General features: G+C 29.5%; 11 protein-coding genes. All 11 read right to left on the reverse strand.

What is annotated here, in order from left to right; translation table 11 throughout:
• On the reverse strand, window positions 1-943 hold a 943-nt coding region (locus CHF27_RS02945; RefSeq protein WP_115975894.1), incomplete at its 3' end, for an HTH domain-containing protein.
• 149 nt (window positions 944-1,092) lie between these two features.
• Complete coding sequence (locus CHF27_RS02950) at window positions 1,093-1,365, reverse strand: hypothetical protein (RefSeq protein WP_095406507.1); 273 nt, start codon at window positions 1,363-1,365, stop codon at window positions 1,093-1,095.
• Between the two features lie 21 nt (window positions 1,366-1,386).
• Entirely contained in the window at window positions 1,387-2,826 is a 1,440-nt protein-coding gene (gene nhaC / locus CHF27_RS02955; RefSeq protein WP_095406506.1) for a Na+/H+ antiporter NhaC, read from the reverse strand.
• A gap of 81 nt (window positions 2,827-2,907) precedes the next feature.
• The gene (locus tag CHF27_RS02960; protein WP_095406505.1) at window positions 2,908-4,077 is read right to left on the reverse strand and encodes a MalY/PatB family protein; all 1,170 of its coding nucleotides are present in this window, start codon (window positions 4,075-4,077) and stop codon (window positions 2,908-2,910) included.
• A 376-nt stretch (window positions 4,078-4,453) separates the two neighbouring features.
• A complete protein-coding gene (locus tag CHF27_RS02965) occupies window positions 4,454-6,505 on the reverse strand; it encodes a sigma-54 interaction domain-containing protein (protein ID WP_095406504.1) in 2,052 nt (683 codons plus the stop codon).
• A gap of 161 nt (window positions 6,506-6,666) precedes the next feature.
• Window positions 6,667-8,001 (reverse strand): CoA-disulfide reductase, encoded by a 1,335-nt coding sequence (locus CHF27_RS02970; protein WP_095406503.1) that lies wholly within the window; start codon window positions 7,999-8,001, stop codon window positions 6,667-6,669.
• 207 nt (window positions 8,002-8,208) lie between these two features.
• Window positions 8,209-8,463, reverse strand: a complete 255-nt coding sequence (locus CHF27_RS02975; RefSeq protein WP_095406502.1) for a glutaredoxin — start codon at window positions 8,461-8,463, stop codon at window positions 8,209-8,211.
• A gap of 367 nt (window positions 8,464-8,830) precedes the next feature.
• The gene (locus tag CHF27_RS02980) at window positions 8,831-9,142 is read right to left on the reverse strand and encodes an OmpA/MotB family protein (protein ID WP_095406501.1); all 312 of its coding nucleotides are present in this window, start codon (window positions 9,140-9,142) and stop codon (window positions 8,831-8,833) included.
• Window positions 9,143-9,208: 66 nt separating this feature from the next.
• Window positions 9,209-10,471, reverse strand: a complete 1,263-nt coding sequence (locus CHF27_RS02985) for a hypothetical protein (RefSeq protein ID WP_095406500.1) — start codon at window positions 10,469-10,471, stop codon at window positions 9,209-9,211.
• Window positions 10,472-10,741: 270 nt separating this feature from the next.
• The gene (locus CHF27_RS02990) at window positions 10,742-11,083 is read right to left on the reverse strand and encodes a hydrogenase maturation nickel metallochaperone HypA/HybF (protein WP_095406499.1); all 342 of its coding nucleotides are present in this window, start codon (window positions 11,081-11,083) and stop codon (window positions 10,742-10,744) included.
• Between the two features lie 47 nt (window positions 11,084-11,130).
• Complete coding sequence (locus tag CHF27_RS02995) at window positions 11,131-13,815, reverse strand: FAD-dependent oxidoreductase (RefSeq protein WP_115975896.1); 2,685 nt, start codon at window positions 13,813-13,815, stop codon at window positions 11,131-11,133.
• Between the last annotated feature and the right edge of the window lie 10 nt (window positions 13,816-13,825).

The following is a 13,825-nucleotide window of genomic DNA, read 5'->3' on the forward strand; positions in this document are numbered from 1 at the left end:
GATTATATGCTAATATTTCATTAGTTGATGAATCTTTTATCGTAGATAGATAAGCCATTTTGCCATTGCCGTACGGCATATATGTAATATCAGTTAACATTATTTTACCAGGTATATTTTGTTTAAATTCCCTATTTAACTTATTTGGAACAACTCTATGTTCTTTCGTAGCCTTAGCCATGCGTTTGTATGGATTAGATTTACGTATTGGACAAATAATATTATACTTTCTCATTATTCTTTGGATTTTCTTTCTATTCATTATGACATTGAATTTATTCTTTAATATCATCTTTATGGTTCTAGAACCTTTCTTATATCCACGGTAATTAAATGCTTTTAGAATAATTTCTTTTGATTTAAGATCTTCATTTTCCATCATATCTCTAGCTTTAAAGTTTCTTAAAAAATTATAATAACCTGAAGTAGAGACATTAGCAATTTTGCATAAATGTCTCGTCATATTATAAAGTTTAAAGTCCTTAATTAAGTTTTGTATTAGCCTAAATATCATAGATGATGGTAATTTCTTATTTATCACCTGCCTTTCTTGCAGCTCGAGCTTTTTTATCAATTCAAGCTCCGCTTTAAGATACCTTATTTCAGCATCTTTTTTAGCAAGAACTTCTTCAATCGTTAAATCTCTATTAAGTGTTCTTCCTGAATTTAAAGTTCTAGTATCTTCTAAACCTAAAACGCCTTTATCCTTATATGCATTCCTCCATCTTCGACTAGCTGAATCTATACGCTTAATTCCAATTATATCAATATTAAATCCAGCATCTTTAAAAATTTTTCTCGAAGTTTTTCCATTTTCATATTCTGCAATAAACTGTAGTTTAAATTCATTAGTATAAGTTATCCCCTTAGAGGACACATTTTTTATATATTTATTTTTAGATAATTCTAGTATTTCTTGCTCTGTAAATATCTTTTTACTCATATTTCAATCACTCCTCAATTAATATTTTACAAAAAAAGACCCTATATAGATAGACACGTTTTTTCTCGTGTCCACTATATAGGATCCATTTTACCTTTGTTCTACGCTTTTTTTATTTGAATTTATAATTTTTAAATGTGATTAAACTTTTAAAAAACCTTATTACTAGTTTTTGGTGTAATTATATTTGATATGAAAATCAAAATTATACTTATCATCCAAGGTTTTAATCCAAATTGATTAATCAATAAATTAACTCCTGAAATTGTAACTAAAGCATATTTAATTGTAATCAAAATTGTATTTTTAGAGCTTTTTCCTGATAAAATCATTCTTATGCATAAAGCAAACATCCTTATGCCTACAAAACCTACCATCACTCCTACAATATCTTGAATTAAATAATAATAATGAAATTCCATAACTAATTACTCCTTATTCTTTTATATAGTTGCTGCAGCTTCTTCGTCTTCTTCAAGTGCCTTAATCTCTTCTTCTGTATAAGTCTTCATACTAAATCCAGTAGCTCCATATATGAATGATATTATAGGAGTTATCCAACTTAAGAAACAATATGGTATAAACTCAAATGGGCTAACACCTAATGTCTGACTACAGAATATAGCATTTGAGTTCCACGGTATTAATGGACCACCAAGTGTAGCTGTATCTTCTATTATTCTAGATAAGTTTTCTGGCTTTAATTTAAATTCTTTGTATAACGGTGACATTACAGTTCCTACAAATACAGATGTAAACATCATAGATGAACTGAATGCATTTGCAAAATAACTTGCAATAAATGTAGCACCAACTAACTTAGTTCTAGAGTTACCTATTTTATCTATCATTGGTTGTAATAATATTTCTAAGAAGCCAGTTTTTTGAAGTATACCTGCTATTACGAATACGATAAATACTAATAGCACTGTTTCTGCCATACTCATTATTCCACCACGATTTAATAATTTATCTGCATAATTAAGACCTGTATCTATAGAGTATCCATTTAACATATATTTTAATATATCACCTATTTTTTCACCTTCTTGAACAACTGCTATCCCCGCTCCAAGAATTGATGAAAATAGTATAGATACTATTGGCGGCTTTTGTAATAATAATAAAGCTAATAATATTATTATTGGAATTAAAGCTATAAATCCTATGTGGAAATTAGCTTTTAAAACAGTCACTACTTGATTTATTTGATTATAATCTATTGTATTATTTGCATATTTGAATCCTATTACTGTATATAAAACTATACATAATAAGTATGAAGGTACTGTTGTAAATGTCATATGTTTTATATGTGTTATAACGTCAGTTTTACAGACAGCTGCTGCTAAATTTGTAGAATCTGATAAAGGAGATATTTTATCTCCAAAAAATGCACCCGATATTATAGCTCCAGCTGTAAGTCCAGCAGGAACACCCATACTAGTTCCTATACTCATTAATGCTATACCAGAAGTCCCTAAAGTACCCCAAGAAGTTCCAGTAGCTATAGATGTAAGAGAGCATACTATTAATGTTGTAAGTAAGAAATATTTAGGTGTTATTATTGTAAGTCCGCTGTAAACTATTGTAGGTATAGTACCAGCTGCTATCCAAGTAGCTATTAATACTCCTACTGAAATTATAATTAAGTTAGATTGGAAAGCATCCTTCCCAACTGAGAATCCAAATTCTTCTATTTCTTTATTCGTATATCCTAATTTCATAGATGCAGGAACAACGATTAACCAAGATAATAAAAACATTGTTGTTATAGATGCCTTAAATACAACCATACCAACTGTAGTTAAACATATAATTGAAAGCATTACTAAAGCTGCAAATTTAAATGTAGGTTTTCTTTTTTCAATATTTTTACACATGATGTAATTCTCCCTCTATTTATAACGACATTTAAATAACGTTTTCATTTTACTCATTTGACTGTTTTATTTACCTCTTAATTAAGATATTATTGCTTTTTTAATTCTATTTAATCCTTCTTCAACCATAGCCCTTGGACAGGCAATGTTTATTCTTTGATATCCATCTCCACCTATACCAAAAGATACTCCGTTGTTTAGTGCAACCTTACCTTTTTCAACTAAAGCTTTTGCAACTTCTTCATCACTTAATCCAGTTTTACTGAAGTCTACCCATAATAAGTATGTTCCTTCTGGTTTTCTAACTTTTAGAGAAGGCATATTTTCTTCAATATACTTTACAGCAAAGTCTATATTTCCTTCTATATATTCAAGGTATTCATTTAACCAATCTTCTCCATGATTGTAAGCAGCTTCTGTAGCTACTAAGCTGAATGCATTATTTCTTCTTATATCTAATCTAATAAAAGCAGAATCTAATATTTTGTAGTCTTCTTCATTTGGTAATATAACTTGAGACATTTGTAATCCAGCTATGTTGAATGTCTTAGTAGGTGCCATGCAAGTTATACTATTTTGTGCAAATTTTTCACTTATTGATGCAAATGGAGTATGCTTGTGTCCTTTGAAAATTATATCACTGTGTATTTCATCTGAGATAACCTTTACATTATGCTTAAGACATATATCTCCTAGTTTTTGTAACTCTTCTTTAGTCCAAACTCTACCTACTGGATTATGTGGGTTACAAAGTAAAAATATTTTTACATCTTTGATTTTAGCTTCTATATCTTCATAATCCATAATATAGTTTCCATCTTCTAATTTAACTAAAGGACTTATTATTAACTCTCTTCCATTTTGTTTTACAACACTATTGAAAGGACTATAAACAGGCTCTTGTATCATTATCTTGTCATTTTTTTCAGTCATTTCTTGTATCAATATACTTATAGTTGGAATAACTCCTGGGCTGAATACTAACCATTCTGGTTTTATTTCCCATCCATATCTTCTAACTACCCAGTTTGCAATTGATTCATTGTAAGATGCTGGTCTAGTTGTATATCCATAAATGCCTTGTTCTACTCTTTTTTTAAGTGCATCTATTACACATGGAGCTGTTTTAAAATCCATATCTGCTACCCACATAGGAAGAAGATCGTTTGTTCCATATTTTTGTTCCATCTCTGACCATTTTGCTGCAAAGTTATTGCTTCTATCAATTACAGTATCAAAGTTATAATTCATAATTGTTATACCTCCAATATTTTTTTAATTATATTTTATGTATAAAGCAATATATGTGCCAAATTTTCAATTTTTTTATATGTAAGGAAACTATACTAAGTAATTTCATGTGAATAACCTATAAATGCTAGTAATACTAATGAGTCTAGAAATGTAAAAAATGACATTTTGAGCAACAAACAGAGTCGTTGGCAATATGAAGTATTTCGTCGACACACCGCTTAGGCTAAGCGAATTTTTTATTCGTTAAAAATCTTATTATTTTTCTAAATGTTTTAATAAAATCAATAGTTTTATGATTTTTTTAACCCATTAATAAAACAAATAAGTTTAAAAGGTAACCCAAATAACCCATTAAACCCATAATTTCTTAAATTTAATTTTGTTTAAGAAAATTTCTTCCTTTTTCTGTGATTATTGAACCACCACGACCGGATAAAACTTTTACAAACTCAAATTTTTGAAGTTCCAAAAGAATACTTCTTATTTGTTGCTCCGTTAAAAATATTTTTTCTTCTACTGCATATTCATAAAGCTTTCTTCTTCCTATTCTTTGTTTAAGTATATATGCTTCATTTATTTTTCTTAAAACAAACATGTAATCATTTAAATCCCTCTTAAAATTTGGTATAGGAAGTTTATTATTTTTCTTCAATATTTCAGAGCAATAATCTTTAGTTTCAATTGATTCAAGCATATACTCTGGTAAATCAGATACTGCTATTACTTTTTTATCTATATATGAGCAATATTCAGCTAAATTTCTTAATTCTCTTATATTCCCTTCCCAACGATATGATTTAAATACTGCTATTACTTCATCAGAAAGATTAAAGTGAACATCGAGATTCTTTTTAAAAGAATCAAATATTAAAAATACATCTTCTACACGTTCTCTAAGAGGACTAATTTTTAGAGGAAGAACATTTAATCTATAAAATAAATCTTTTCTAAATTTATTATCACAAACTAATTTTCTTAAATCTCTATTTGTAGCTGCAATAATTCTTATATCTACATCAATAACTCTATCAGAACCAACCCTTCTAATCTGCTTCTCTTGTATTACTCTAAGAATATTAGCTTGAGAGTTTAAATCCATCTCACCAATTTCATCTAAAAATATAGTTCCATTATTAGCAAGTTCAAATAATCCTATCTTCCCACCTTTTTTTGCACCTGTAAAAGCCCCTTCATCGTAACCAAATAATTCACTTTGTAAAAGCCCTTCCTGAAAAGTACTACAGTTTACTGCCACAAAAGGTCCTTGTTTCCTAGAAGAAGAACTATGTATAGATTGAGCAAATAGCTCTTTGCCTGTGCCACTTTCACCTATAATTAAAATAGATGAATTAGATTGTGCCATTTTATAAGCAATTTTTTTAGTGTTTAGTATATCTTCACTAATTCCAAGTATATCATCAAAATTGTACTTACTTACGTTTCCAGAATCAAGTAATTGAGCTCTAAGTTTAGCTTGTTTCTTTTCTGTTTGATAAAACTTAGCAATTTTTATTATAAATCCACTAAATACGTTTATGTTAGTATATCTAATATCTAAATTTATATCTATATTATTTACTTTAATAAGCTTTTGTAAGTGAGTGATTTCTTTATTTTTTATTTGATTAAAATCAAAAGATTTTATATAGTCTCCGATGTACTTACCTATCATTTCATTATCATTAAGAGATAAAATTTCTCTTGCTACATGACTATAAAATTGAACCATACCATCATGGCTTACACATATTATTCCTTCATCTATAGCAGATAATAAAAAATCAAATTGATTTTCCAACTTAGTTTGAGTTACTAGAAGTTTTTGTGTAATGTAGCTAGTAGGAATAATTTTATCTATAAATTTTTTTAATAAATCTTCTTTTATCAAATGTTCAAGGTTTAACTTTATAGCTATATCAGTTATACACCCTAAATCCATTATCCTATATCCTAAGTCTATAATCTCACAGTTATCAGCTTGTATAACAAGCTCTTCTCCTGGTGTCAAAACTACAGAATTAGGTGGAATTTTTTTTATCTCAGGATAGCAAGGCATAATGTTAGGAATTTCCATTCCCAACCTGTATATAAGAGTTATTGTTTCTAATGCCATACTCTTAGATAAATTATATACAAACACAGTTTCACATTTGTCTACTTTAGCAATTTTTTTAAAACTAGATTTTTCAAAAGTTAATTTAGGTATAACTATCTGGGTATCTGAAGCACACATTGTAGAAATTTCTTCATATTTTAACTTTACAGAAAGAATAATTAGTTTTTCATCAAAAAAAGTAATGTTGCCTTCTTCAAAAGAGTATAGATTTATTTTTATATTATCACCTAAAAAATATCTTATTTGATTTGCATACACTTCTCCTGCCTCTTTTTTTAGTGTTATTATAGCTAATTCTCTTTTTTTCATCTTTACTCCCCATATCCTAGTAATAATATTTTTTATTAAACCGATTATAACAATCTTTTACATAAAACGCAAAAAGGTAAGAAAGAGAGATAAAATATAAAATTTATCTCTCTTTTTAATATCTATTATTTAATTTTTTATATAACTTAAATAAATTAATCTTACTTACAAACATTACCTGCGACATTTAGTACATCCCAAGTTCTAGCGAATGGCGGTGCATAGCATAAATCTAACATTCCTAATTGATTAGTAGTCATTTTGCCGAATATAGCTGCTGCTAATACATTTACTCTTTGAACTGCATCCTTAAATCCTGCAACTTGCCCACCTAAAATAACCTTAGTATCAGCATCATAAACAAGTTTTACATATATCTTATCTCTACCTGGATAGTAGTTAGTTTGGTTAAAGTCACTTATAAACTTAGATTTATAGTTTAATCCTAGTTTCTTAGCTTTTGCTTCAGTTAATCCTGTAGCCGCAGCTTCCATATTCATAACTTTTATACAACTTGATGATAAAGAACCTTGGAATGAATTGTTAGCTCCTGCTAAATTTTCTCCAACTATTCTTCCTAATTTGTTAGCTCCAGTTGCTAAAGGAACAAACATATTCTCCTTAGTTAATGTATTTTTTATAGTTGCACAGTCTCCTGCTGAATATATATCTTCTACAGAAGTTTTACCGTATTCATCAACTATTATAGCTCCATTACCTAACATATCTATCTTTGTATCTTTTAAGAATGAAGTGTTCGGTCTAACACCAGTAGCTATAATAACTAAATCAGCTTCTATTTCACCTTTATTAGTTATTATTTTTTCTACTTTAGTTTCACCTAAAAACTCAGATGCTAACTCTTCTAAACGTAAGTCTATACCATGAACTTTTATTTCTTTTTCTAATACATCAGTTATTTCCTTATCAAATACTTGATCTAATATTCTATCTGTAGCTTGTATAACAGTTACTTCTTTACCTAATTTTTTAGCAGCTTCAATAGCTTCTACTCCTATAAATCCAGCACCTATTATAACAATTTTTTTTATTTCTTCTTTTTTTAATAATTCTTTAATTTTTATACCATCTTTCATAGTTTTTAAAGTTGATACATTTTCAAGTTTAACATTTTTTATAGGAGGTATTATACTACTTGCCCCCGTTGCTATCATCAATTTATCATAAGAATCTTCAAACTCTTCTCCAGTTTGTACATTTTTAACTACTATTTTTTTTAAATTAGAGTCAACATTTATAACTTCATGGAATATATTCAAATCTATTCCAGACTCCTTAAATTCCTCTGGACTTCTAGCAATCATATTATTCGGTTCATCAAAAAATCCTCCAACAAAATATGGAAGTCCACATGCTCCAAAAGACACTATGTCTGTTTTTTCATAAACTACAACTTCATATTCTGGCTTATTTCTTTTTAATTTAGCTGCTGCACTCATACCAGCTGCTACTCCACCTACTATTATAACTCTCATAAGTATCCTCCTTAAATATATAATTCATATAAACTAAGTAACTATCCTATACTATTAAAATATTTTCCATAATAACATATAAAATACAACAATTATATATTTTTGAGTAATTTCTATTTTGATTTTTTATATAGTTTAAAAATTCTTCAGAATAATCCCCTCTTTTTCTATAAAAAGAAGGGATTTATATTATTTACTAATATTAACTTATTTACACAATACTTCATTTAAATCTAATGTTTTTGTTCCATCTTCTAAAATGAAGCATGGTATTCCTATACCACCCGCAGCTTTTACCCCATCATATATTCCTGAACCTTCACGTAATGCTAAATAATCTTTTAAATCTGGTAAGCTTGATGATAAATTTTTAAAATCTACATCTATATCCTTCCCTCTTAATTGGCATAATGCATATATTGTGTCTGGGCATAAATGACTTCCTACTACTGTTACTTTCATGATAAAATCCTCCTTAATATTGTTTTAATATTTATGTAAAATTTTTAAATCTCTGCTACCATTCAGAGTTCTTAATTTTATTAGAGCAATAATTATGCCAAGTTTTTTTTAACATATTTTTTTCTACTAAAAGTATAAATAATGACAGATATTCTTGATTATCCAAAAATATCTGTCGTTATTTTTTTACTGTATTTAAACGATTTTCTTTTTTATGGGTTGAACTGTATCAATCATTTGTCACTTTAAACCCAAATTTAGTAGCTTAATACACAAATTTCCTCCCTAGAAATCTTAATAATATTAAAAAGGCAAGGTCTTGTGAATAGCTATTTTCACTCTGCCTTACCTCTTTTTTATAATTATTTTATTTTTTATTATTCTCAACTTCATTAAACTTTGAATTCATAATTAGTATGTCAACTCTTCTGTTAAGTGACTTCCCTTTATCGGTACTATTATCAGCTTTCGGTCTAAATTCTCCATAACCTGTTGCCGACACTTTGTCCCCTTTTATCCCAGCTTGATTAATTAAAATTTGTGCTACATTACTAGCTCTCATAACAGATAAATCCCAATTAGACTTATAGAAATAGCCCTTCATAGGAACAGAATCAGTATGACCTTCAATCCTAATATAACTATCACTTGCTATCGATTGATTTATAATTTTCCCTATCTTAGTAAGATAATCTCAAATAAATGCACTTATTATTTAATTAGTATGTTTTTATTTGAGATGATATTAAAATATATATAAGATACCTATTATTATTACTACAATTATCATTATAACTGCTAATTTATCTAAAAATTCTCCTGAATTTATATATATATATGGATTTATATAAAATTTTGGTTCTTTTTCTTTATTGTTCATTTTTTCGTCTTCTTTTTTTACTTCTTCTATAGCTGACATTCTAATTCGAACTTGAACTTCAGAAAGGATTCCTTTTTTAGCCATATCTTCTACATCATTAATTGCATTAGATAATACCTTTTGTCTTTCTTCATTTGTTTTACAGTTTTTTAGTTCTTCTTTTAAATCCTTACATTCTTTTATTGATTGCTCTGCTATTTGCTTCATGTCAGGGTATTCTTCACTTATAAAAAGTACTTCCTTCGAGGTTAATTTTTCTCCTTTAACTATTTTTATAGCTATTAATTCTGCCTTTTTAATTTGTTCTGGGATTTTTTTTGAAAACATTACTACTTCTTCTATAGCTAACATTTTAATTCGAACTTCAACTTTAGAAAGGACTCCTTTTTTAGCCATATCTTCTACATCACTAATTGCATTAGATAATATCTTTTGTCTTTCTCCATCTGTTTTGCAGTTTTTTAGTTCTTGTCTTAAATTCTTACATTCTTTTATTGATTGCTCTGCTGTTTGTTTCATATCAGGATATTTTTCTCTTATAAAACGTAGTTCTTCCGCAGTTAATTTTTCTCCTTTAACTATTTTTACAGCTATTAATTCTGCCTTTTGAACTTGTTCTTGAATCTTTTTTAAAGACTTCGCAACTTCTTCTACACCTGACATTTTAATTCTAACTTGAATTTCAGAAAGGGCTCCTTTTTTAGCCATATCTTTTACATCACTAATCGCATTAGATAATAATTTTTGTCTTTCTCCATCTGTTTTACAACTTTTTAGTTCTTCTTTTAAATCTTTACTTTCTTTTATTGATTGCTCTGCTGTTTGTTTCATATCAGGATATTTTTCTCTTATAAAACGTTGTTCTTCTGCAGTTAGTTTTTCTCCTTTAACTATTTTTATAGCTATTAATTCTGCCTCTTTGATTTGTTCTTGAATTTTTTTAAAAAGCTTTACAAATTCTTCATTCTGAAATTTATTTAGTTTAATTAATTCTTCCTTTGGTAATTCTTCAATATTTATTTCAGGCAATAACTTATTTTGTATTTGTTTAATTTCATTGCTAGACTTTATCTGACTTTTTCCATAAAGATTCCTATTATATGAGTTGTTATTTATATTGTTCATCATTTTTTATTCTCCTCAGGTGGTATTCCTATTTTTCTTTATGTAAAATTTTACTTCTTCGCTAAAATTTATTGCTTCTTCTTATTTTATATAAACTGAAAAGTTTTAACAATGTTTTTACATTTATTTCCATAATATTATGATAATACTTTCGCTAATTTTAAAAGTGAATTTAATTTACTTTTAATTTATCTATTTTATATTGTTATATAACAAAAAAGATATCATCATAACAGTATGATAATATCTTTTCATGGATTTCAATTGTATAATTTAACAAGCAACAATTTCCTTAATCATAAACTCTTTTCCACATAATAACTCCCAGTCTTTACTTTGACATTTTGGACATTTACGATTATTTTCAAGGAGATTAAAAACTTTATTACAATTTTTACATATACCATTACCTGGTAATATCTCAATTTTCAATTTGGTATCTTGTAATATCGTACCATCCACTGCCGCTGGATAACATTGCTCTATATATCTCGGAATCATTGATGAAAGCTCTCCGATTTGTAACACTAATGTATCAATTTTAGTCAATTGTTGCTCTATTGCAATTTTTTTTACTGTCTTAACAACCTCAATTACAACACCTAGTTCATGCAAATCAATCACCTACCCTTACTTTTTTGCTTATTGCATATTAATCTAGATTATTCATTTGTTGCAAAGAGTTTTTTAACCTTTTTAACTGCAATTCTTCCTTTACGTTTAATCATGTGTTTTACTACAATCGGTTTCAAATCTTCATATGCCGCACCTTCACCGTCATATTTTCTAACAAGTGAAATAGCATCAAACTTACATTTTGTTGTACAGACACCGCATCCTACACACATAAATTCATCTACAACTGTAGCCCCACAGCTAAGACAACGTTCAGTTTCTTTCTTAACTTGTTCTTCTGTAAATGTTTTTCGTAAATCTTTGAAGGTATCTTTTGATTTAACTGGATCAACATGACCTGCACATTGTCTTGGAATACGATCGTATTCTTCAAGGTCAAGATCTGTTTTATCTATCGCATGATATTCTCTCTTACTACGACCGATAGTTAAGCTTTGTCCAGGTTGAACATAACGATGTATCGAAATTGCTCCCTGCTTACCTGCAGCAATAGCATCTATAGCAAATCTTGGACCTGTAAATGAATCCCCACCAGCGAATATATCTGGCTCTCCAGTTTGGTATGTAATCAAATCAGCTTTTATTGTTTTGTTAGGATTTAATTCAACCTTACTGCCTTCAATTAAATTACCCCAATCAATTGACTGACCTACTGAAATCAATATGCTATCAGCTTCAACAACCTTTACATCATTTTCATCATAAGTAGGATTGAATCTTCTATTTTCATCAAATACAGAAACACATTTTTTAAATTCCATACCGACAACTTTGCCATTTTTAGTAACAATACGTTTAGGTCCCCAAGAGTTATTAATAATAATCCCTTCGGACATTGCCTCTTCTATTTCCTCATTAAGAGCTGGCATCTGTTCACGGCTTTCAAGACAGAACATATCGACTTTTGAAGCACCTACTCTTGTAGCGTTTCTTGCAACATCTATTGCAACGTTACCTCCACCAATTACAACTACATTTCCTTCAAGTTTCATGTCTTTGTCCAAATTTATATTGCGTACGAAATCAACACCTGGGATAACCCCTTTTGCATCTTCCCCTTCAATACCAAGTTTTCTGCCTGCTTGAGCACCAATTGCAAGGTAAAATGCTTCAAATCCTTGACTTCTTAAGTCATTTAGACTTAAATCTTTGCCAACTTCAATACCTGTTTTAAACTCAACACCTAATTCTCGTAAAATATCTATCTCTGCATTAACTACCTCTTTTTCCAATCTGAAAGATGGAATTCCCATAGTCAACATACCACCAAGTGCTTTTTGCTTTTCAAATACTGTCACCTTATATCCATCAAGAGCCAAGTAAAAAGCACAAGAAAGTCCAGCAGGCCCCGCACCGATAATCGCAATTTTATTTCCATATCGATGTTTCACTTTAGGTACATAACGGTTATTTAAATTTAAATCTTGATCTGCAATGAATTTTTTAATTTCATCTATAGCAATTGGGTCATCAATATCTCCTCTAGTACAAGCAGATTCACATTTTCTAGGACAGATACGTCCACATACTGCTGGGAATGGATTTTCATGTTTGATAAGTTCAAGTGCTTCTCTATATCTTCCTTGAGAGGCCAACTTAATATAACCTTGAATACCTATATGAGCAGGACATTCGGTTTTACAGGGACTTGTTCCACTGTCAGCAACAACTTGTCTATTGTAACGATATTCATGATTCCATTTATCTGGACCCCACTCTGTATCATATGGAAGATCTCTTTTCTTCTCAGGAATAGGTGTTTTACCACATAGTTTTTGACCCAATGTCAATGCATTAACCTGACAATTTTCAACACATTCACCACACGCAACACATTTGTCCTTATCTACGTATGAGACATAGTTTGAACGTACCATATCAGGATTTAAAAACATCTCTGCAGTTCGCAAAGACAAACATGAACATCCACAACAGTTACAAATTGCATGAGTTTTTCCAGAACCATCTAGATTAGGTATCTGATGTACCAACCCATTTTCCTCTGCTCTTTTAATAATATCAAAAGCTTCTTCACGTGTAATTTTACGTCCTCTACCTGTACGAATATAGTATTCGGCTGCATGGCCCATCTGAATGCACATATCTTCTTTTAAGTGGCCACAGCCTTCCCCCATAGCTTCTCTTGAAGTACGACAAGAACAATCTGAGACTGAAAAAATTTCATTATCATTTAGATATTTTGAAATTTCTTCATATGAGGCTTTTCTAGTTTCCCCTTCAATTGCTTGTTCAATAGGTATAACACGCATTAAACCTATACCTACCGGGAAATTACCTGCTGTCTTTGGACCTCTTACTCTTCCGTATGCTTCGAAGGATTCAGCGATTTGCGGATATTTTTTAACATTTTCCTTATTATTAACCATCATTTCCATAATTCCCGGAACCCAAGTTTCATACCAGTATTTATCAACACCATCTTTTTCATTAACAAAACAAACACCCGCAACAGCCAATTCCCATAATAATTTCGTTGTTTGTTCTACAGATTTACCACACAATGGAGCAACTTCCTCTGCGCTCATAGGTTTACGCATTTGTAAACAAAGTGCCACTTCTGCCATTTCGTCACTAACAACAGGTTCCAAAATCATATATTCTGGATCTGTGCTTTTAATTCCAGATTTTGACCCCATCTTTTTTCTGCTGACCTTATTAGCAAACTCTAAAACTTTTTCCTTAGTAGCCATAAATGTCCCC

This window comes from Romboutsia maritimum (assembly GCF_002251085.2).
Lineage (GTDB): Bacteria > Bacillota > Clostridia > Peptostreptococcales > Peptostreptococcaceae > Romboutsia_B > Romboutsia_B maritimum.

Excerpts from the sequence above, each read along its gene's own strand:
- CHF27_RS02950 (WP_095406507.1), bottom strand. The coding sequence starts at position 1,365 with ATGGAATTTCATTATTATTATTTAATTCAAGATATTGTAGGAGTGATG.
- nhaC (WP_095406506.1), bottom strand. The coding sequence starts at position 2,826 with ATGTGTAAAAATATTGAAAAAAGAAAACCTACATTTAAATTTGCAGCT.
- CHF27_RS02960 (WP_095406505.1), bottom strand. The coding sequence starts at position 4,077 with ATGAATTATAACTTTGATACTGTAATTGATAGAAGCAATAACTTTGCA.
- CHF27_RS02965 (WP_095406504.1), bottom strand. The coding sequence starts at position 6,505 with ATGAAAAAAAGAGAATTAGCTATAATAACACTAAAAAAAGAGGCAGGA.
- CHF27_RS02970 (WP_095406503.1), bottom strand. The coding sequence starts at position 8,001 with ATGAGAGTTATAATAGTAGGTGGAGTAGCAGCTGGTATGAGTGCAGCA.
- CHF27_RS02975 (WP_095406502.1), bottom strand. The coding sequence starts at position 8,463 with ATGAAAGTAACAGTAGTAGGAAGTCATTTATGCCCAGACACAATATAT.
- CHF27_RS02985 (WP_095406500.1), bottom strand. The coding sequence starts at position 10,471 with ATGATGAACAATATAAATAACAACTCATATAATAGGAATCTTTATGGA.
- CHF27_RS02995 (WP_115975896.1), bottom strand. The coding sequence starts at position 13,815 with ATGGCTACTAAGGAAAAAGTTTTAGAGTTTGCTAATAAGGTCAGCAGA.